The following is a 20,676-nucleotide window of genomic DNA, read 5'->3' on the forward strand; positions in this document are numbered from 1 at the left end:
GCGGTGTCATTTGCATATTCCTTACAGGCAACCCGCCAGGTGGACCGAGGCCGGATCTCGCACTCGGTTGTTTGCCAAAGCCCTTTTCCGATGTTGGTCTCGCAGGCGCCATCAAAACTGCGGAGGCGTTCATTCAAGGTTTACCGCTACCAAAGCCGCCGTTTGACCTTGAACTTTACAGACTTTGACCTGGGCCCGAGCATCCATCCCGAAGGACAGACACGCAGGCCCAGTTCAATCGGTACCAATTGCCGTCTACCTTCGCCGCGCCGACTTTTGCTGAAGCCCCCGAAAATTGGTTTTTAGAGCTTTAGGACGCTGCACCGACCAGCACAGTTCACTCACCCCAGGTCGTCCGCCGCGGCACCGAAAACTGGGAAACTCACGCTTGGGCACTAACTCAGTTCATTAAAGCGATAGCAATGGTCTGCTCTATTCGGGCTTCAGCCGCCTACGTGCTTAGCCGCTCCAATGGTGCATCCAGTCGTGTTGATTAGCGATGGTCCATTAGGCCGTAGCGACCATTTTACCTATATGCTTTCACGCAGCAACATTGAGTTCCGTCTGCTGTGAATCTGCGATTGAAATCTCCACTCGGTCGCGTCCTTTTGTCTTGGCTTGCAAGACGCCCTTGTCAGCGCGCTCAAAGAGCTGCCCAATCTTCTGTTCGCTTTGCGAAAGCTCGGCAACACCGATGCTTATTGTGCACCGCAAGGCATCATGCCCCGGATAGCTTGCTTGCTTGACTGCTTTGCGGACTCGCTCCGCGAGACTGGTCGCATCCGCAAGTACCGTCTCAGGCAAAAGCACGACAAACTCTTCCCCCCCGAACCGGCCAAGAATATCAGATTGACGCAACTGTCCTAATACCACTTGTGCGACCTGCCTTAACACAGAGTCACCGGCCGTATGGCCCAATTGGTCATTGACCGATTTGAAATGGTCAATGTCGAGAACTAGCAAGCAAAGCGGGCGGTTGTACCTATGCGCACGGGTTACCTCATTTGCCGCGACGTCGAACCATGCCGCCCGAGCCATCGCCCCAGTCAGCTGGTCTGTCGATAGAACTTGGCGAAGCTCAAGTTCATCCACCACCAATTTTGCAAAGTTTTGCAGGATCGATATTTCCGCTGATGCAAATACTCGTGGTTTGTCATCCATCGCACATAGGCTGCCGATGTTATAACCGTCTGGTGTCATCAGCGGAATACCTGCATAGCTTCGGATGTGCGGCATGCCTGTAACCAGCGGGCTGTTGGCAAAACGCCCATCCAGCAGAGCATTGGGAACAAGGAATGGTTCGAAACCTCTGATGGCGTGGGTACAGAAGGATATGTCGCGTGCTGTTTCGCAGGCATTCAGGCCGCGCTGCGCTTTGAACCACTGACGGTCTTTGTCGACGAGCGAAACTGCACACATTGGAACACGTAAGATCTGCTGTACGAGCGTGACAATTTTCTCGAACGGTTGTTCAGCAACGCTGTCTAGCACGTTTAGCCCGCCAAGCGCTTTCAATCGGCCGCTCTCGTCAGGCTTGAAATCAGTTAACAATTTTTTTCTCCGAAAGAGCTACCATTACCCATGCCAATTCTTCTTTGAAGGAATCCATCACAGTCGAGATAATCGGTCGAACTTCATCGATATCGTGACCACCTTCGAGGAGGGAGGCTGCCAAGCTGCAGAGATTATCCCTGTGGCTGTCAATACGGACGCGAAGCTCCTTTGGCAGCAACGAGCGATCAATCGACACAATCGCGTCATCTATTTCTTTGGTTACATCAGGGGTCATCGATTGCTTTCTTATGCTGGATGATTCCGAATAGCGCCCTGCGATGAAAGATCGCTTTAATGACAGACCGTAGTTCTACGAGGGTTGCTTCACGTCACAGCAGAGCAAAAATATAGCGAAGGGCAACTAGACCCGAGCATCCATCCCGAAAGACAGACACCCAAGCCCAGTTTCGCGCTCTATTTTGTATCTCCCTCAAGTTCCGCGTGATAGGAATCAACAGACCCAGCACGCCCAAGGAAGTCCTTGCCAACGCAGCCGGCATTTGTCGGGATGGAGCGATTGCCTATGTCTGCATGAATTGGCGGCATGTCGGCGAGTTGTTTGAAGTGGGAACTATAGCTTTCGACGCGTTCAAGAACCTCTATGTCTGGAACAAAAGCAATGGGGGCATGGGTGCGTTCTACCGCTCGAAGCATGAGTTGGTCTTCGTGTTTAAACGGGGCTCGGCAAAACACGTCAGCAACTTTGGTCGGGCGATGGAGGATGTTACCGAACAAATGTTTGGGACTATCAGCGTGTTGCGTCCAGCAAGATTCTCGGCGGGCTACTTGTGTTTTGCCGCGCCGCGTCGTCAGTATCGGACGTCGACGACTAAGGCGGCGGAGAGGGATTCCTATGGTTCTCCCGGGTGCTCCGCTCATTCTGGCTGAGATCGCTCCCAAAAAGCGGATATTGTATCGGTAAGGTTGTTAAGTCCGCTTTGACCGGAAACATTCCAACATCCACATTTATCTATGCAGTGGTTGCTCGCGAATGCTGCTGGTCTTCGGCTTCGGAAATCCGAAAAAAAGATGACTTTATAGGTGCAAATCAAACCCCCACTGTCTAAGGGTTATTCAAATGCTTTTAAACGACGCCATACCCCTGGTGCCGCCAAACCTGCATCGGCTGGCGCAATCGCCAACGCATCATTGCGCGGTCACTTTCAAGGCAGGGTCTGCCACAGATGCAGAAGTTGGTCGACCGCTTGGCCCGCACGGCCTGGGACTTGGACTTCGGTTGCCGCGACCAAGGCAACCGACTGGCTTCTGGGAGATGGCAGGTCATGCAATCAAGGCGGGCGACTCCATTATAGAAATCGTCCCGGTGGCAAGCGGTGCACCAATGGTTAGCGACGTGTGATGACATCGTGACCGCCCCGTCGCCGCATGCGATCGGCGCGATACTTCTCACCGTGGCAATGTTTTACGGCTTCGTGTCAGGCCGTGCGCGCGTCGAGATCATCTCGTTGCTGACCATAAGTGCCATTGCCTTGGGGCTCTATTCCTACCCGCTACCGGGACAGGTACCGACCGACGGCCTCAAGCTCGCGTTCGAAGGTTTCGGCCATTACGCGCTGATCACTATTTGCGCGCTCATGATACTCGGCCGCGGTCTGGTTACGACTGGCGCGCTTGAGCCCGCGTCGCGGCTGCTAACGCGGGTATGGCGATTTAATCACCAGATCGGCCTGCTTGTCACGCTTTTGCTCGCCATGGGCATGAGTATGCTGGTCAACGACACACCCGTGCTTGTTCTGCTTCTGCCTGTCATGGCCGCGATCGCTACTAATGGAGGAATGCCAGCCTCCAAGACGCTAATCCCTGTGAACAGTGCGGTCCTGATCGGTGGCATGGCGACGACTATAGGCACGTCGACCAATCTTCTGGTGGTATCAATCGCCAACGACATGGGCCTGCCGCCGATGGGCGTGTTCCATTTCACGCCGATTGTGCTGATGGCGGCATTGGTCGCGCTACCGTTTATCTGGTTGGTCATGCCGCGCCTGCTTCCCGATAATTCGGTTGCCGCCGGGCATCAACCGAGGCGCTTCTCAGCGACGTTGCGGCTCAGCGGGACATCGGTGGCGCACGATATGGATATGGATCGACTGATTGCTTTGTTGCCCCTTGGTGTTGAAATTCGGGGCCCTGTTTCGGGTAGCAGATTGCAGATAAGCGCGACCCACGAAGCGCTGGAAGAGGCGATGCGGGTACTGGGAGCAACCGCAGCACCCGCTTGGCTTATGGAACGGCTGAAAAGCGGTTACGGCAAGACTTGGGAGGATTTAACCGTCACCGAGTTGTCGATCCCGAAGGATTCAGGCTTGATCGGCAAAGGCGTGACAAGCGCCAACGTCGCAGAACTCTACAATATTGCAATACTCGGCGTTCATGACGCGCGGCGTATGTGGCGCGATGATCGGCCAGCCAATGCCGATGAGGAGCGCGATACAGTCTTTGGCGAGGGCGACATCCTTCTCGCCACAGGGGCGATGCCCGACCTGCAAAAGTTCGCACAATCGGAAAATCTCCTCATTCTCGAGGGTGCCAAGGAACTGCCGCGCACAGCCAAAGCACCGCTCGCACTTGCAATCATGGCGGGCGCGGTGGTGCCGGCGAGCATCGGCATGGTGCCGATCGCGATCTCGGCGCTTGCTGGTGCCATCGTGATGTTCGTTACCGGTTGCGTCCGCTTTGATCGGATCGGGCGGGCATTATCGGCGAAGGTCATTGTGCTGGTAGCGGCAAGCATCGCCATCGGTCGGATAATTCTCGACAGCGGCGCGGCCGAATGGTTAAGTGGGTTGATCGCAATTGGACTGCAATATCTACCAGCCGCCGGGGTACTCGCCGCGGTCATGCTGTTCGTAACCGTACTCACCAACTTTGCCTCTAACACGACGGCGGCCGCAGTCGGCACGCCCATTGCGTTCAGCCTCGCGCAAAAGCTCGGCATTCCGGTTGAGCCGCTTGTGCTCGCCGTGCTGTTCGGCTGCAACCTGTGTTACGCAACGCCCGTTGCCTATCAGACCAACATGCTGATCATGTCGGCTGGCGACTATAAGTTCGGCGATTACACAAGGACAGGGCTGCCGCTGGTGGCGCTGATGATCGTCACGCTGTCGGGGCTTCTGGTGTTTCGCTACGGTTTGTATTGACCTTGAACCGCACTCGCCACCAATCGATCAACCGAGCAATCGTGCCGCCTTGCGCAATCACGGCGAACAGGACGACGATGTAGGTCGCGGTCAATTCGACCGAGCGTGACAGGCCGTCGGGGAGGCCGAGCGCCAGCGCTACCGAGATGCCGCCGCGCAGGCCGCCCCAAATGAGGATCGGTGGTGCCATCGGCCCCAGGTTGAGGAACGGGCGCATCGCGGTCAGGGGCAGCATCACCGCGATCGCGCGCGCGGCCAGAACCAGCGGGATCGCTGCCAGCCCGACGAGGATTAGGCGGACGTCGAACGGGATGGTGATGACCACTAGCCCGATCAGCAAGAACAGCACGGCGTTCAAGATTTCGTCGATGAGCGCCCAGAATTTGATCAGGTAATCACGTGTCGTGTCGCTCATCGCCTCGGCAACACCAGCATTGCCTATCAGTAGCCCCGCCACCGCCATCGCGACCGGCCCGCTGATGTGCAGTTGCAACGCCAGCGCATAGCCGCCCATAACCACCGCGAGGCTGATCATCACCTCAACGTTGTATTCGTCAATCGATCGCATCGCGCGAAAAGCCACCCAACCACAAGCGAGCCCGAGAAGTACGCCGCCAACTGCCTCGACAAAAAAGAGTTCGAGTGCATGTGTCACCGAGAACGGCTCTCCGCTGAGCGCCGTGGCGAGGATGATCGAGAAGACGACGACACCCACGCCGTCGTTAAACAGGCTTTCGCCGGCGACCGTCGCCTGCAGCCGCGGATCGACCGTCGCGCGCTTGAGCACGCTCATCACTGCAACCGGATCGGTCGGGCTGATCAACGCACCGAATACCAGACACCAGACCATAGGCAGATTCAGCCCGAACGCATGGGTCAGCAGGTAAAAGCCACCGCCAACAATCATGGTCGAAATCAGAACGCCGATCGTGCTAAGAACAAGGATCGGCCAGCGCCCGCGTCGCATCTCGCCCCAGTCGACGTGAAGCGCGCCTGCGAACAGCAGGAACGACAGCATCCCGTCCATGAGCGTCGTTTGGAAATCGATACCACTGACGAACCCAGTCACCTGCTCGCCCATATCGCTCGCCGGGAGTATCCGGTCGATCCCGACGACGATTAAGGAGGCGATCGCTCCCATTACCGTCAGCCCCACCGATTGCGGCAATCCGAGGAAGCGGTGATTGAGATAGCCGAGCATAGCCGCGAGCACGATTAGGATGGCTGCTGCATCGAGTGCCGTAATCGCAATCACATTGCTCACTGCTGCGGCTCCGCGACGGCGGCGACAAGCCGGAATTCGCGTCCAGCGACAGGCGCAGGCACCGGCTCTACACCTTGCTCGCGCAACAGAGCGGCAACGGCCAAGCCACGCTGCGCATTCAGACTAGGCGTGTCATCGGACGTTTGCAGCAACCCCGGCACCGCAAGCGCCCGGACATTCCAGCGTCTCGCCGCCCAAGCCGATAGCATCACTGCGCTGTGTCCTGCTTCGTCGAGCGTACCGGAGTCATCGATAAAGCGTATCAGCGGCATTGGTTCGAGCGGGGGCACCAGCACGACACTCCATCCCTCGGCAGCAGCAGCGGCGCGCTGCTCGAGCACACGGTATGTTGTCAGGCTGGCCCCCGGAAGGACTGCTGCATTGGCTATGACCCGGCGTCGGTCGTGATCAAGCGTGATCCTTTGCGGATTGACGCCCGCAGCCATCGAGACGATCCGCAAGATCGCCTGATCCGTTGCACGGGAAGCAGCGCTTGATTGAAGCAGTTCGGCGCGCTGCACTTCGATGGCACCCGAACCCGGGGTCATCAGCACTTGGTCGAGTTGAAGTCGGACAGGTCGCCCAAGTGTGGCCTGCAACTGCGCGCGAAGGTCTGCGCTGCTTTTGGCTGAGTTGCCAGGCGCAATTATGACTGATCGGACAAGCAGCGGATTGCTATCGAATGCGATTTCTAACTGAGTGACCCGCGCATTGGCGCCGAACCGCTGGGAGAGCGTGCTCCTTACTTGATTGGTGATCACTGCTTCCCACGCTATTTGCTTTAGCGAGATCGCAAGCGGCACCGCCATCGCGACGAACACCGCAAGCAGGAGCACTGTCTGTGCCCAGGTCTGGCGCTGCGACAATGAGTGGCCAAAGCCATAGAATCGGGCCAGAACCATCGCTGCCAGCGCTATTGTTACGAAATTGGTAACAAAGAGCGCGATCGATCCAGCGAGTACGGGCATGTTCCAAGTCGCAATACCATATCCAACTACGGCTAGTGGCGGCATCAACGCGGTCGCTATAGCGACGCCAACTATAGCCTCGCCGCGACCACGAATAATGGCAAAAGTGCCAGCCAAAGCTGCAAAGAGCGCAACCAGAAGGTCGAACAGGCTGGGGCGAGTCCGGGACAATATTTCAGCGGTGGTTTCCTTAAGCGGCGAAGCAGCTACGATAATGACTGTGAAGGCGACGGCTGCCAGCGTCCCTATCGCCAAGGCAGCAAGCGATCGACGCATCTCGGCAAAGTCGAAAAGCGCGAGCGAGAAACCGAGGCCAAGGATTGGACTCATCAACGGCGAAATCAGCATCGCGCCGATCACAACCGCCGGCGATGACAACAACAGCCCGAGCACTGCAATACCCGCCGACATCATCGTCATGAAGATGTAGCGTGGCGACCAACCGCTCTCCTCCAATATGCGTGCTATGACTTGTTCATGATCGACGCTGCCGACGATCGATTTACGCCACCAACTAAAGAGAGCCAACTGGTCCCAATGCGCCCTGTTGTAAGTTCTCATAGAGTGATGCCCGTTGTCATTCACTGAATTGTTGTCCGGTCTGGCATATTATCCCTCCCTAGATTGGAAAGCTGCGGTGGTACAGTGTTCCGCGGTTTGGCGAGCGCACTGGAAGTGCTGGCGCGCGCCTTATAATATTTTTAGTTTCCAGGCATGGCCGACGCATCCATGATGTGTCGCGACAGATGGTCTGACATCAATCGCACACGTTTGGTAATTTCTTCTTTTTCATGCCCAACCATTTTGGAAACAGTACATCGTTCCAAGACGTGTGTTGCGTTCTCGACAGCCGCACCGAGATATAAATCGGGGAACCGAAGGGCCAAGGCTTCCAGTATCTTGATGAGCCTCATTTGGACTTCCAAGACATTGGCACCGTCGCGGGCAATGGGGTTAAAGAAACTGGCAAACAACTCTGCTATTTCCAAGTTGGGTGCGTGGACGAAACAAAATCGGGGTTCTTCACTCTCGTCAACCGCACCGGCATAGCTCAACAATACCCGAAAACCAGACGCTAGCACTTCGATTGCCGTACCAGGATCGTTCACTGCGGGTGATAATGCGCGTGAGGCGATTTCGGACAAGACAATAAGACCGAAACGAGGGTCTTGCTCATATTCACGGTCATGCCCGATCGATATGCATTCGCGAAGTTCTGAGACATCATCATAATCGAGCAGGCCAGCGACATAAAACAATGTGCGTGCGGGATGGACCAGCGCGCCAGGCATTGCATCCAAGAAAATTCGGGTGCCATGCTTCTCCGCTAATCCGTTCATCTTTGATACGTCGATATGCTGAATCATCCCGGATTTGGTGGACAGTATCGATGTAGCATCATCGGGCAAGGTCACAGGCGGACTTGCGCCGAGGCGTGGCGTCAGCCCGGCATTCGTGAAAGCCGGAAGGGTGGCGCGTTCGACACGCAGAATCGTATCGCCAACTCGACCAAATTTTCCGAGCTGTTCGATCCATCGCAACAAGGTCGCGGTAATCAGGAATATGACAACGAGGGTTGCGCCGAATAAGATGATCCGGCCTCTGTCATTGTACAGACCCGCCGCAAGTCCGATAATCCCGACGATGCTGAAAAGGAAACTTCCGACAAAAGTTGCAAGCGTATTCTGGGCAACCCGATCGGCTATCAGAAGTTTCGTTGACCGAGGCGTGACATGCGAAGTTGCAGAAGAATATGCCGAGACCATGATCGATAGCGAAAAAGTCGTTACCGCCAGCATGCTCGATGCGAGGATATTCAGGATATGGTCGACCGAACCCGAAGCCAAAGTCAGGCCGGGATCATAGGGAATATAAGGCCCGACAACCGCCGACAGGATTGCGACCAGAACCGCAGCTACGCTAAATAGCGAAGCGCGAACCCAAATCTTTTTGCGAAATTGGTGAAGCAGCCAAACGGTTCGTCCAACAAAAGATGAAGTGGCGGCGCTCAATGCCTTATGGTCTGCATATGATGCGATTGTTCATGTTGCGGCGACGTGCTCACCAGTACGGCTTTACGCCATATGCCGCATAATAATTATAGAAGGCTTCGCGGCTGGCGGTATCGTCCCAACCACTCAGTTCTGAAACGTCCAGCTTGGGCGCGAGCGCCAGAAATTCTTCGGTGATGGGAACGATATAGCCATCATCCTCCTCGCTGTAGGTCAAAACCGACCATGGCAAAGGCTGGTATTTTTCGCCCAATCCCAGAAAGCCGCCAAAGCTCAGAATTGCATAGGCGACCTTGCCGGTACGCTTATCGATGGCAATATCTTCGATTTTGCCAATTTTGGTGTGGGCTTGGTTATACACATCGGCACCGTTTACGCGTTTTGCCGGCACCAGATAATGCTCCATGGAAATAATCCTTGGTTCGTCTAGGTCAGCTTCGTTCATGATGTTTCCTTCCATTGAATTCGCAATGACTCGTTCCGAGTGTAGCTTCGAACTTCAGGGCTGATGCAGCCGTCCAAAGATTTGCGTGTGGGATGCCAATAAAACGAATGAATTCAACAAAAGTTCCGCTGTAGCGGTAATAAAATTGGAGGATGGGGGGCTCTACCGACATTCAGGAACGAGGTTCGACCTTAGGTGGATCGATATCAGAAGGTAAACTCCGGACATGGATATCGCGCTGCGGGTATGGCATCGATATCCCGTTGGCCTTGAATGCATCCCAGATAAGCAGGAACACCTCGCTGACAATATTGCCAACACCAGCTTCTGGGTCATCGATCCATATTCTGAGATCGAATTCGACGCCGCTGTCGCCAAACGACTTTATCCAGCAAACGGCGTCCGGTTTGGCGAGAACGCGTGGCGCACCAATGGCCGCTTCTACCGCAAGCTTTTGAACTAGCCGCAAATCACTTTCGTAGCTCACCGAAAAGCCCACATGAACGCGGACATCGCGGCTCGAATATGACCAGTTCTCGACCTCTTCGGTCATCAGGCGTTCGTTGGGGATCAAATGTTCTTTGCCGTCACGGGTCAAAACAGATACTGCGCGGACACCGATTTTGTTGACCCAGCCAAAAGTGTCGCCGACCACAATAATATCGCCGGGCTTGATCGAGCGATCCATCAAAAGGATGAGCCCCGAAATGAGATTACCGAAGGTTTTTTGCAGTCCGAAACCAATGGCAAGTCCGAAAGCCCCTGAGAACACTGCGAGTGCGGTGAGATCGATACCGAGAACGTCGATACCCAAAAATATGGCGACAGTGACGACGGCGATCTGGGCGATCTTTTGAAATAATACGCGTTGTGAAGGGTCAAAGCCGCTAATCGAACCAATCCACCGCGATGTAACCCCGATGAGCGCTCGCGCGATTACCAGTAACAATAATACAATAGCAATTGCACTGATCACATCGAGCAGCGAAATCGTGGTGGTGCCTGCGGTGAACCTTGCGCTGTCCAACCCACTGCTGAGTGGACGTAAACCGCCGAGGCTTCCGGCGCCAACCAGCAACAATATTAGAAGGCTGATCGCGACTGAAACCTTCGCGCTTGCATCGAGCGCACGTGCGATCTGATAAACCAATCCGGCGACAGCCAATCCGAGCGCGGTGGCATGCATCAATGAGGCGCTTTGATCAGTTCCACGCAATTGTGTGAATGCGACAAGGACAATAGCAGCGACGGCAGCACGGGCAAGCTTTGGCGCGCGTGCGACAAAACTGCCGGGTTCAAAAAGTTCAATGCGCGTTTTGAGATAACGCCGAATAAGCGAGGCAGCTGCAATGCCAAGCAAGACCGCAACTATGACGACGGCGGCTACTACCACGAGTTCAGAGAATGCCAAACTTTGCCACAACTCATTTATATATGGCATTTTAATACATCCTTGAATTGATTTTCCGCATGACCGTTAAAGCCAGCCGCGACTTTTGAAAAATAGATATGGCCGTCTTCGCTCAGAAATCTGCGGATCATCAGTTTCTCTTCCGTTCGCAACCTCCAGATAAACTAAGCTAGGCGCAGCTTTTCAGGAGCAGCGTTGTTTTCCCCACAGACAGTACGCCCACTTTATAACATTGTGGACCCAATTATGGGTGCAATGGGAGCAGCCCCAAGCTATCGTCGTTCGATGCTTTCAACAACTGGTACAATCTTGGCACCGCCGAGTGTGCATTCGCAGCACTGCTGTGTTTTTCTCGATTTTGACGGAACGCTCGTCGACATTGTCGAACGGCCGTCAGATGTGGTTGTCAACGAGAGCTTAACTGTCCTTTTGGTGCGATTGCAGGCTAATCTGGATACTCGACTGGCGATTGTAAGTGGTCGGTCGATTGCACAGTTGGAGAGTTTCATTGGAACCACTGCCGACAGTCTTGCGTTAGTAGGAAGTCATGGGGCAGAAATACGATTAGCTGGGCAGGTTATCACTTCGCCATCCCGTCCCGATGCACTCGATGAAGCCGAAGGGTTCTTTAAACAGGCATTTGCCGAAAATCCTAACATCGTGATCGAAGTAAAGTCCTTAGGCATAGCAATTCATTACAGGCTAGAACCATCAATGGAGGAAACCGCAACCGGAATGGCAGCAGCGTTCGCGAAGCAAAACGGGTTAGAACTACAGCATGGCAAAATGATGGTTGAACTCCGAACGCCCGGCCACGATAAGGGCACTGCAATCAACGCAATGTTGTCCGGTGCGCCATTTGCCGGATACCGTCCCGTCTTTATCGGCGACGATTTAACCGATGAGCCCGGCTTCGAAGTTTGCGCAGCCAATGGCGGCTTCGGTATACTAGTCGGTCCCCCGCGTGAAACAGCTGCCCGCTACCTGCTCGACAATGTGGCCGCAGTCCATGAATGGCTTGAGACAATATGACCGCTTCCCTTGAACTTTGGCCAATTGGCAACTGTCAGGTATCTGCTCTGATTGACCGTGCGGGACGGTATGTCTGGGGATGCATTCCACGGGTCGACGGTGATCCGGCATTTTCGTCTTTGCTCGATGATGCCCCGCGCGCTGGCGAAGGCGCGTTTGGGTTCTGGGAAATTGATCTCGAAGGCACGGTGCAAACTACGCAATCCTATTTGCGAAATACGCCGATACTCGTGACTAACCATGTCGATGCCGATGGTAACGCTGTCGAGATCATCGACTTCTGCCCACGTTTCAAGCGAAATGGGAGAATGTTTCGGCCCGTTGCTTTTGTCCGGATCGTTCGCCCGGTGGCTGGAAGCCCCAGAATCCGGGTCCGATTGAGGCCGTCGACCGATTGGGGTAGTGCCAAAGCGGCTACAACGCGAGGCTCGAACCATGTTCGCTACTTGTTGGGCGATAAAGCAGTTCGGCTGTCTACAAGTGCACCTGTTGGTTGGATTGAAGATGAGAGGCTATTCCGCGTCGAGCGACCACTTCATTTTTTCTTGGGACCAGACGAGAGCTTCAGCGAAGATATTGCGGCCGCAACCGAAGCGATGCTTGACCGGACGGTTGAAGAGTGGCGGCATTGGGTGCGCGGCCTTGCCACCCCGCATGAATGGCAGGAAGCGGTTATCCGTTCGGCAATTACACTAAAGCTGTGCCAGCATGAAGAGACGGGTGCGATCGTCGCGGCAATGACCACGTCGATTCCCGAACATGCCAATTCGGGGCGCAATTGGGATTATCGTTATTGCTGGATCCGTGATGCCTATTACACAGTTCAGGCACTAAACCGGCTCGGCGCCCTCGACGTGCTTGAAGGGTATCTGGAATATCTCCGCAACATTGTCGATAACGCAGCAAGCGGCCATATTCAGCCGCTCTATGGGGTGGGCGGCGAAGCGACGCTGACGGAATGGGAAGCCCCCGGATTAAGCGGCTACCGCGGCATGGGACCAGTGCGCGTCGGTAATCAGGCATATCAACAGGTCCAGCATGATGCTTATGGACAGATAGTCTTGTCCAATGTTCAAGCCTTCTTTGACCAACGCCTGCTGAGAGTTGCCGGTATCGAAGATTTCGAAGCATTGGAACCTATAGGCGAGCGTGCATGGCAAAGCTTTGATAAGCCCGATGCAGGGCTTTGGGAGTTGAGGACCAAAAGCCACGTCCACACCTACTCTGCCGCTATGTGCTGGGCAGCCTGTGACCGATTGGCAAATGCGGCAAAGGTACTCAATATACCTTCGCGCTGTGATTTCTGGCAGGACCGTGCCGACAACATGCGTGCAGTTATCGAGCAGGCCGCGTGGCGACCAGATACCGAGCGGCTATCGGCAACTTTTGCAGGGGATGATCTGGACGCCAGCCTTATACAGTTGCTTGAACTGCGCTTTCTCTCACCCGAAGATCCCCGTTTCCAAGGGACGTTGAATGCTGTCGAAGCCGGACTGCGGCGCGGTTCGCATATGCTGCGCTATGCGTCGGAGGACGATTTCGGATTGCCGCACACCGCTTTCAACGTCTGCACTTTCTGGTTGATCGAGGCTTTGCACTTTACGGGCCGCGACAAAGACGCGCGTTTGCTGTTCGAGGAGATGCTGTCGCGATGCACGGCGGCAGGTCTGTTGTCTGAGGATATTGATCCCGTTTCGGGCGAACTTTGGGGGAACTACCCGCAGACCTACTCATTGGTCGGAATGATAAATTGCGCCGTTTTGTTGAGCAAACCCTGGAGCGCTATTCGTTGAGCAGGTTAATCGTCATTTCAAACCGTGTGCAAGCTCCCACCGAAGAATCGGGGTCGCAGGGCGGCCTTGCAGTGGCGCTCACTGCGGCTTTGCGGAGCACTGGCGGGGTTTGGTTCGGCTGGTCAGGTGAAGTCGGTGAAACCACCGAGCCTCGCTTTGCGACCTTTGATGGTGTGACATCAGCAACAGTCGATTTGCCCGAACAGGATGTCGAAGAATATTATGACGGCTATGCAAATCGCACGTTATGGCCGTTGTTTCATTATCGGCTTGGTCTGACCGAATTTGAACGTGATTTCGAAGGGGGATATGAGCGGGTAAACCGCGTTTTTGGCGATGTCATTGCACCTCATATCGAAGCCGAAGATTTAGTCTGGGTCCATGACTATCACATGATCCCGCTTGGATGGTTCTTGCGGCAGCGTGGCCTGACCAACCGGTTGGGGTTTTTCCTCCACATTCCATGGCCGCCAACGCGATTGCTGACTGCGCTGCCCCAACATCGCCGATTGGTCGAGGCATTGTTCGCTTATGACGTGATCGGTTTTCAAACGCAGGAATGGCTGGAGACTTTCCACGATTATGTCGTCCGCGAAATGGGCGGCGCGATTGGCGAAGATGGAGAGATTACCGTTGGTGGCAGGACCATTCGGGCGATCGCCTGTCCGATTGGCATTGATGCAAAAGAATTTATGGCCAACGCCTTTGGACCAGAGGCGTCGTCCGCATTTGACCGAATGGTTACAAGCTCAATGGGCCGCAGCCTTATCATTGGTGTCGACCGGCTTGATTATTCCAAAGGATTGGAAGAGCGATTTAACGGTTATCAGCGTTATCTGGAAACCCATGAGGACGCCCATTCCAACGTATATCTTCTTCAAATTGCGCCACCGTCGCGCGCATCGGTGCAAAGCTATCGTGATATTCGTGAGAAGCTGGACGCTATGTCCGGGCGGATCAATGGCGCATTCGCCGATATTGACTGGGTGCCATTGCGCTATGTCAACCAAGGCTATCCGCGCCCAGTACTTGCCGGCATCTATAGAGCGGCGCGCGTAGGGCTGGTTACGCCGTTGCGCGACGGCATGAACCTTGTGGCAAAGGAGTTCATTGCAGCTCAGGACCCTGAGGATCCCGGCGTGCTGATACTGTCACGTTTCGCCGGCTCGGCGGAACAATTGCAGGAAGCCCTTATCGTCAATCCGTACAGTCCCGACGATATCGCTGACGCTATCGCTAGAGCGCTTGCCATGACGTTGGACGAACGGAAGTCCCGCTGGCGCCCGATGTTCGACGGAATCGTAAAGCACGACGTAAGCTGGTGGACAGACAAATTTTGCACAGCCCTGGCGGCTGATTGACGCGGGTATGTCGGCCTGGCGGAACGTGTTTCAAGTCAACGCTTGGACGGTTACGCCGCCTGTCAGCATGCGGATGTCCATCCAAAAACAGTTTGGGAAATGGTCTTTCACATCACTCTTGCTCGACAGGCGCTTCGATGAGCACATCGCGGCCGTAGGGAGCAATCACTTGGTTGTGCAGTATTTTATACCCGAGTTACGGGCTTTTTTGCAACTTAAACTACTCACATTGAACAACGCTTCAATTAAACACCTTAAGAAATAGTCGCGTTTTCATTGACTGATTTTGAGCATTTTTGAACCAAAGCCGCCATTCCGCTCCCTGCCCATTTTCAGTGATCACGATTGTTCTGTGCAACGGACAAATTCTGGCAGCTACTGAGCGAATCAATATTCCGATCGTTTATGGACTTTTGAGGAAAAAGCACGTTTCTTGAAAACCTGTATTCTAGCATCTTCGGTTTCGAGCAAGGATGGTAGTGGGAGGTAGTTATTCTATGAGCCAAATATTTTTTACCGTCATTGCTGCGCTGTTTTTTTAGCAGCGCAGCAATGGGATTCACTGCTGACGCTCCCCCAATTGGCTTGGCCAACGAAGCCGTTACCTATGTTGCACGCGCCAAGGGTTTCGAAGGGGAAATCGTGCTCTCTGACCAAAATGGCCCAACTACTGATGTGGTGTTAGGGTTTTCAGACCGGAAAGCGCAAAAGCCGCATGTTGCAGGACAACGTTGGCTGTGGGCATCGGTAACCAAACAGGTAACGGCAACACTTGTACTACAAGAAATCGATCGAGGTCGCCTAACGTTAGATGGCACACTTGGGACATATCTTCCGACTTTTGGCGGCAATCGATCGATAACGGTTCGGCAATTACTGCAACATCAATCAGGCTTGCCCAACCCGTCCAACACAGCAACTGACGCGGACGCCGTCCAGCCGTTCTATCGGGAGACCGGCGACAGTATTTCTGACACGGCACGCGCAATGGGGTTTTGTGCAGGCGCAACATCACGCGCGCCGGGCGGTGATTTCGAATACAATAACTGTGACTATCTCGTCCTTGGTGCTGTTCTGGAGGCTGTAACGGGTAAATCTTTCGAGCAGCTCGTCAAAATGCGGATTGCTCGGCCTCTTGGTCTTCGCACACTGCGCATGGCGCCTGACCGCGCAATTCGTGGCGGTGCGGCCGCAGTCGGCTATGATGGGGTTAAAGTACTGCCACCGTTAAATGTGCGGACCTTTGGTGCAGCCGGCGCACTAACTGGTAGCGCGAACGAACTAGCCATATTTGACCGCGCGCTGATGACAGGAAAGCTGTTATCGTCCGCCGCGCGCACGCTGGCATGGTCTGGTGACCCGAAACTCGGATACCAAGCGCTTGGTGTGTGGGCATACCCAGCGCGCTTGAAAGGCTGTACGTCGCCGGTTCAAATCGTGGAGCGGCGTGGAGATGTCGACGGTACGCAGGTGCGCAATGTCATTGCACCAGAGCTTGGACGTGCAGTCATTATTTTCACAAACGACGCAGCTGTGGACTTTGGGGAAGTGTGGCAAGGAAATGGATTGACGCACGATATCCTTGCTGCAGCGCTTTGTTCATCCTGATATTGATCAACAGTCAACTCGGGTCTAATCTCGGCGCTAACGACCATCAACACACCGAGTAAGTCAGGTACGCTTCTGTTTCAAAATGAAGCGAGATGTTTTTCATCACCTCCCTCGAACGCTTGCTTTCAAGCAGGTTGCCATCGAACGCGGACTTTCCGATTATGGTCCATTTGCAGTTGTTCTGGTTCGTGCCCAAACTTTGTCATTCCATTCGGCCGTTGCGGCTCCCGTCAGCCTACATTCGTTCGGGTTACCTGGAATTACGTGTTGCAGTTTCATCGCAAACATTGGTGGAAGGCACGGCATCGAGCGTAGCAAGCGGTCGATCTAAGCATTCCGGGACCGTCCTGCCACGGGCCGGGTGTCAGCGGCTGCAGTTCAGTACTCGACATTGGCCGAACGATTGCAACCCGCAGTCTTATTGCTGTGGCGCGGTTTTAGAGATGGGTCGCGTCTCGAGGTCGGCGACAAGCGCTTTCATTTCGGCAATTTCGCGGACTTGGGCAGCAATAATGCCGTCGGCAAGCTTGCGAACGCGCGGATCGCGGATGCGGGCGCGCTTGCTGGTCATAATCGCAATCGAATGATGCGGGATCATCGCCTTCATGTAGCTGACGTCGTCCACCGTTTCTTGACTTCTCACCAGCCAAAGCGCGATCGCGAACACTACAACGCTTCCCAGAGATATGGCAATATTGGTCGTTCGGCTCGGGTACATTCGCCACATGAAAGCGAGCATGATCACCGCCATCACGGCCCCCATGTAGACTGCCATCCATGTCCGCGTCTGACTGTAGAAAACATGATTGAGGCTGTACGTGTTAAGATACATCAGCATGAACATCACGATTGTTGAGGTGAGGATCATCGCCAAGAAACGCCAGTATCCCATGCCGCTCATGACCGGGTTTATCGATTTATGTTTGTTTTGCATTTACGGAAAACCGCTCGTGACACCAGTTGTTCCAAAACGTTAAAGGGCATACTCCGTGCTCAGCAGCGGTGCAAAGGGGAAGAGCTCGGATGTTTCTCGCGCTGTTATCGTTACCGGCCCCGTGACCAGCAACTAGCCGCAATGTCGTCGTGTCCGAAACGGCAGCTATTAGGGTACCAGTTGGTTGAAACGCCAATGTCGCTGAACTCTAAAATGTTGCACCACTCGGCTTGCATGATGCACGGCGCATGCCTTCCGACCGCGACAACCGAAAAGCCTGGAATACCGGCGCACGGATCGATCATAGCAATCCCGATTACCGAAGATAACTGGCGTCATAAGACTGCTGGCCGGTCTTTGGATAGCTCAAAGCCAGCTTGATATCTGATCGAGTGGTTTTTTGATCATCGCGTGAGTTGGTATTGTCGCTTTGGGCAACGGATGACCCACGACGATGGCCATCACCGGTTTTCATTCGAAGGGCGCTTACAAATTGCGTTGAGAAAGCTCCTTGGTTGGGTCAGGGCGCTAGGTTAAAGAGGCGCAGGTTAGAAACGCTTTTGAAGCGCGACTTCGACGTAGCGACCCTGAGGATCGACGAGACCAGCTTGATAGCCTACAGCATCCAACTAAGGCAATGTGCCAACCGCGTTCAACGTATCAGAGCAGCGATCAACAAAATACGCATCCGTCTCAAAGCTATCACTTTTCCAAATCGCGAAGACAGCTTGAGGACATGCCGAAATACCCAAAGCACGACCCGTAGCAGACCCACGCGGCTAGCTACTTTGTATGCCTCCCGTAGGAAGCGCTCTCACATTAAGGGCTAGGCCGTGGCGCTGCTGAAGAGGATTGAGCCCAGCAATGTGATCGTAGGGCACCCCTAAGCGGCAATAGAATTTTTCGAACGGAGATCGCTGGTTGCAGCTACAGTGGATCGTGGGGCGATTCTAACTGAAGACCTTTGCTGACCGGCAGCGTTGTCGGTTGGAGCATAGGGCATCAGCTCTTGCATGTCTCCCTTGACCGACGTTGCCATCATCAACCCGGTGCGATCTCTCTTGGCATGATACATTAAGGTATCTGCTTGTTTGAGCTCAGCATCAATGGACCTTGAACCCGCTGGCAAGACCAAAACACCTAAGCTACACTTGAGTTTGGCCCCTCCTGCATCAAAGTCCAGATTGAGCACCCTGTGCAGTCTTTGAGCCACAAGTTCAGCTGCCGCCGTATCGTGCACTCTCAAAAAGATCACAAATTCGTCGCCCCCTATTCGGGCAAAAACATCATCCTTTCGGACGGTGTTCCTGACGCCATCTGCAAAATCCCGAAGTGCCTTATCGCCTGCCTCATGGCCATGCCGATCATTTAAACGTTTCAGCCCATCGATATCAGCATAGACTAGGACTGTCATACCTGTTTGGCCTGCCTCGCGAGCAACAGCCTCAAAGAACGCCTTTCTGTTGAGAGCGCCAGTCAATGGGTCAACCCGGGCAAACCGCCATTCAATCTCAAGTGCAGCACGAGCTACACCCAGCATCAGAACTACGGCGACAACGCTGCAGAACTTCATGGCCGAGACGACTGGGCCATCTTGAAGATACAATGCGTGACCATTCAAAATTTGAATGGATGCAATGAACAGCCCAAGCAAGACCGCGAATTGATTGCCGACGAACCAAGCTCCAAATGCACAAATAAGCAAAAAGAACGGTCCAAATGCGACGTTGGGAATAGCATGGCTCGCGAACATCGCGATTAAAGCGCAGCCCGCCAACAACGATGCGGCCAGCGTTTTGGGAATTTGCATAAAAAATGGTTGCCGAAACCGAAAGGCTCGGGTTTTCGCTTTCCGTCGCTCCACCTTGATTCCCGGTTTCATACGGCAAGGGTGGCCTGAATTTAGTTAAATGTTTGCGAATGACCGCCTAGGGTTTCTACGTATAGTCGCGCTATTCGGCGGAAGGGCAACGTCGCGTTATCAGCATTCAATGCCGTGAGACTGCCGTGTGGCGCCGGTGGGTGCGACAACATAGCCGATGCTGAACGCGGCGAGGGACAACCCCACTAGGATCGACAGGGGAACACGATTTAGATTTTTCATTATTTACATCCTTTTGGGGCAAGACATTATTGCCTTGCTTAAAGTTACCTCCTGCTCCGCGATTGAATTTCGCGCTTGTTACAACGCCGTCCACGTGCTCCATTCACTTAACAATTTTCAACGAGAGTAACTACCCTGATCGACTTCCAAAATGGCTCGCTCTTCAAGCTTAAAGCCAATAATGAATATGCGGGTATGGTGTCCGGCCTGCTGTTGACGGATGAAAAAGTCATTGGGGCATATAAGGCGATGCGCGACGGCGTTGTGTTCACGAACAAGCGAGTTATTGTTGTGAATGTCCAAGGCATCACCGGGAAGAAGAAAGATTACACGTCGCTGCCTTACAGCAAGATCGTGGCGTTTTCCGTCGAGACCGCAGGTTCGTTCGATCTGGATTCCGAACTGGAAATGTATTTTTCGGGTCTTGGCAAAGTGAAGCTAGAGTTCACCGGGCAGTCGAATGTCGTAGAAATTTCGAAGATTATTGGCGGCTATGTCCTTTGATGTGCGGAGCAGCCCATGACCAATGAATTTAATTAGTCCAATTGTTGCTAATACAGCTCTCATGATGGGTAAGCTATAAAAGTCTAATTTAAAGTGGACATGTGTCGGTAACTCAGGGACATGCGCCAATTAAGCCATTGGCAGCGTTCCTGTGTCACCGACAACGTAGTTTATTTGGGGTTTGCAGTAGACCCGGCGTCAGCGGGGCTTTCCACTTGGGCAGAATCAGCCTTTTTTGAGGGCGATGCTTGGCCCTCATTTAACGCAGTGTAGACAAAAAGTGCTTCGTCGATTTTGTCCCAAGCATTCGAATAAACTTTCGCATCAAGAATTGGTTTATCTTCAGAACTGTTTCTGCCGTAAGCAGACGACGAATTTTTGCTATTTACAAAATTAAGCCGGATTCGTGTCATCTTGCTGGGCATTTTCTGCATAAAAGCTGTCATACGCGTATTACCAGAGGCTGACATTCCTGCCATTGCACCCAGGAAATTCGTTTTATTCACGGTGGGACTTGTGGCCGAA

General features: G+C 54.0%; 16 protein-coding genes and 2 pseudogenes. 8 read left to right on the forward strand and 10 right to left on the reverse strand.

Features of this window, described 5'->3' with window-relative positions; genetic code table 11:
* Positions 1–188 (forward strand): annotated as a pseudogene (locus ACLL9E_RS02425) (response regulator); the annotation flags it as partial.
* A 352-nt stretch (positions 189–540) separates the two neighbouring features.
* Here the strand turns inward: ACLL9E_RS02425 and ACLL9E_RS02430 are convergent.
* Together ACLL9E_RS02430 and ACLL9E_RS02435 are read right to left on the reverse strand one after the other, a co-directional pair.
* Positions 541–1,551 (reverse strand): GGDEF domain-containing protein, encoded by a 1,011-nt coding sequence (locus tag ACLL9E_RS02430; RefSeq protein WP_411290153.1) that lies wholly within the window; start codon positions 1,549–1,551, stop codon positions 541–543.
* On the reverse strand, positions 1,541–1,789 hold the full coding sequence (locus tag ACLL9E_RS02435) for a hypothetical protein (RefSeq protein ID WP_411290154.1): 249 nt from the start codon (positions 1,787–1,789) through the stop codon (positions 1,541–1,543). The genes ACLL9E_RS02430 and ACLL9E_RS02435 overlap by 11 nt, the downstream gene beginning before the upstream one ends.
* Positions 1,790–2,632: 843 nt before the next feature.
* On the opposite strand from ACLL9E_RS02435, the gene ACLL9E_RS02440 reads away from it, so the two are divergent.
* Together ACLL9E_RS02440 and ACLL9E_RS02445 are read left to right on the forward strand one after the other, a co-directional pair.
* Positions 2,633–2,914: a hypothetical protein gene (locus tag ACLL9E_RS02440; RefSeq protein ID WP_411290155.1), complete on the forward strand. Its 282-nt coding sequence runs from the start codon at positions 2,633–2,635 to the stop codon at positions 2,912–2,914.
* A complete protein-coding gene (locus ACLL9E_RS02445; RefSeq protein ID WP_411290156.1) occupies positions 2,889–4,712 on the forward strand; it encodes an SLC13 family permease in 1,824 nt (607 codons plus the stop codon). Before ACLL9E_RS02440 ends, ACLL9E_RS02445 begins: the two co-directional genes overlap by 26 nt.
* On the opposite strand, the gene ACLL9E_RS02450 is transcribed toward ACLL9E_RS02445, so the two are convergent.
* The 5 genes from ACLL9E_RS02450 to ACLL9E_RS02470 all read right to left on the reverse strand — a co-directional run bounded on the left by ACLL9E_RS02450 (position 4,669) and on the right by ACLL9E_RS02470 (position 10,842).
* Complete coding sequence (locus ACLL9E_RS02450; RefSeq protein WP_411290157.1) at positions 4,669–5,976, reverse strand: cation:proton antiporter; 1,308 nt, start codon at positions 5,974–5,976, stop codon at positions 4,669–4,671. The two genes, ACLL9E_RS02445 and ACLL9E_RS02450, sit on opposite strands and share 44 nt — an antisense overlap.
* A complete protein-coding gene (locus tag ACLL9E_RS02455; RefSeq protein WP_411290158.1) occupies positions 5,973–7,505 on the reverse strand; it encodes a DUF389 domain-containing protein in 1,533 nt (510 codons plus the stop codon). The genes ACLL9E_RS02450 and ACLL9E_RS02455 overlap by 4 nt, the downstream gene beginning before the upstream one ends.
* A gap of 140 nt (positions 7,506–7,645) precedes the next feature.
* Positions 7,646–8,956 (reverse strand): DUF2254 domain-containing protein, encoded by a 1,311-nt coding sequence (locus tag ACLL9E_RS02460; protein ID WP_411290159.1) that lies wholly within the window; start codon positions 8,954–8,956, stop codon positions 7,646–7,648.
* A gap of 49 nt (positions 8,957–9,005) precedes the next feature.
* Positions 9,006–9,401 (reverse strand): PRC-barrel domain-containing protein, encoded by a 396-nt coding sequence (locus ACLL9E_RS02465; RefSeq protein WP_411290160.1) that lies wholly within the window; start codon positions 9,399–9,401, stop codon positions 9,006–9,008.
* A 172-nt stretch (positions 9,402–9,573) separates the two neighbouring features.
* Positions 9,574–10,842, reverse strand: coding sequence for a mechanosensitive ion channel family protein (locus ACLL9E_RS02470; protein WP_411290161.1), 1,269 nt, complete (start codon positions 10,840–10,842; stop codon positions 9,574–9,576).
* Positions 10,843–11,058: 216 nt separating this feature from the next.
* Between ACLL9E_RS02470 and otsB the strand changes: the two genes are divergently transcribed.
* From otsB to ACLL9E_RS02490, 4 genes are all read left to right on the forward strand, one after another.
* Entirely contained in the window at positions 11,059–11,844 is a 786-nt protein-coding gene (gene otsB / locus ACLL9E_RS02475; protein WP_411290162.1) for a trehalose-phosphatase, read from the forward strand.
* Positions 11,841–13,637 carry a glycoside hydrolase family 15 protein gene (locus ACLL9E_RS02480; protein WP_411290163.1) on the forward strand — a complete coding sequence of 599 codons (1,797 nt, stop codon included), beginning with the start codon at positions 11,841–11,843 and terminating at the stop codon, positions 13,635–13,637. The genes otsB and ACLL9E_RS02480 overlap by 4 nt, the downstream gene beginning before the upstream one ends.
* Positions 13,634–14,998, forward strand: a complete 1,365-nt coding sequence (locus ACLL9E_RS02485) for a trehalose-6-phosphate synthase (protein WP_411290164.1) — start codon at positions 13,634–13,636, stop codon at positions 14,996–14,998. Before ACLL9E_RS02480 ends, ACLL9E_RS02485 begins: the two co-directional genes overlap by 4 nt.
* 552 nt (positions 14,999–15,550) lie before the next feature.
* Complete coding sequence (locus ACLL9E_RS02490; protein ID WP_411290165.1) at positions 15,551–16,606, forward strand: serine hydrolase domain-containing protein; 1,056 nt, start codon at positions 15,551–15,553, stop codon at positions 16,604–16,606.
* A gap of 421 nt (positions 16,607–17,027) precedes the next feature.
* Here the strand turns inward: ACLL9E_RS02490 and ACLL9E_RS02495 are convergent, their stop codons facing one another.
* Both ACLL9E_RS02495 and ACLL9E_RS02500 read right to left on the reverse strand, forming a co-directional pair.
* Positions 17,028–17,543, reverse strand: a complete 516-nt coding sequence (locus ACLL9E_RS02495) for a DUF305 domain-containing protein (protein ID WP_411290166.1) — start codon at positions 17,541–17,543, stop codon at positions 17,028–17,030.
* Positions 17,544–18,426: 883 nt separating this feature from the next.
* The gene (locus ACLL9E_RS02500; RefSeq protein ID WP_411290167.1) at positions 18,427–19,425 is read right to left on the reverse strand and encodes a GGDEF domain-containing protein; all 999 of its coding nucleotides are present in this window, start codon (positions 19,423–19,425) and stop codon (positions 18,427–18,429) included.
* A gap of 360 nt (positions 19,426–19,785) precedes the next feature.
* Between ACLL9E_RS02500 and ACLL9E_RS02505 the strand changes: the two genes are divergently transcribed.
* The gene (locus tag ACLL9E_RS02505) at positions 19,786–20,151 is read left to right on the forward strand and encodes a PH domain-containing protein (protein WP_411290168.1); all 366 of its coding nucleotides are present in this window, start codon (positions 19,786–19,788) and stop codon (positions 20,149–20,151) included.
* Between the two features lie 170 nt (positions 20,152–20,321).
* Here ACLL9E_RS02505 and ACLL9E_RS02510 read toward each other — a convergent pair.
* Positions 20,322–20,676 (reverse strand): annotated as a pseudogene (locus ACLL9E_RS02510) (hypothetical protein); the annotation flags it as partial.

The sequence above is a fragment of the Sphingorhabdus sp. genome (genome assembly GCF_046596595.1).
Classification (GTDB): Bacteria; Pseudomonadota; Alphaproteobacteria; order Sphingomonadales; family Sphingomonadaceae; genus Sphingorhabdus_B.

Coding starts and splice junctions, on each gene's coding strand:
- ACLL9E_RS02435 (WP_411290154.1), bottom strand. CDS start 1,789: ATGACCCCTGATGTAACCAAAGAAATAGATGACGCGATTGTGTCGATT.
- ACLL9E_RS02440 (WP_411290155.1), top strand. CDS start 2,633: ATGCTTTTAAACGACGCCATACCCCTGGTGCCGCCAAACCTGCATCGG.
- ACLL9E_RS02455 (WP_411290158.1), bottom strand. CDS start 7,505: ATGAGAACTTACAACAGGGCGCATTGGGACCAGTTGGCTCTCTTTAGT.
- ACLL9E_RS02465 (WP_411290160.1), bottom strand. CDS start 9,401: ATGAACGAAGCTGACCTAGACGAACCAAGGATTATTTCCATGGAGCAT.
- ACLL9E_RS02470 (WP_411290161.1), bottom strand. CDS start 10,842: ATGCCATATATAAATGAGTTGTGGCAAAGTTTGGCATTCTCTGAACTC.
- otsB (WP_411290162.1), top strand. CDS start 11,059: ATGGGTGCAATGGGAGCAGCCCCAAGCTATCGTCGTTCGATGCTTTCA.
- ACLL9E_RS02480 (WP_411290163.1), top strand. CDS start 11,841: ATGACCGCTTCCCTTGAACTTTGGCCAATTGGCAACTGTCAGGTATCT.
- ACLL9E_RS02490 (WP_411290165.1), top strand. CDS start 15,551: ATGGGATTCACTGCTGACGCTCCCCCAATTGGCTTGGCCAACGAAGCC.
- ACLL9E_RS02495 (WP_411290166.1), bottom strand. CDS start 17,543: ATGCAAAACAAACATAAATCGATAAACCCGGTCATGAGCGGCATGGGA.
- ACLL9E_RS02500 (WP_411290167.1), bottom strand. CDS start 19,425: ATGAAACCGGGAATCAAGGTGGAGCGACGGAAAGCGAAAACCCGAGCC.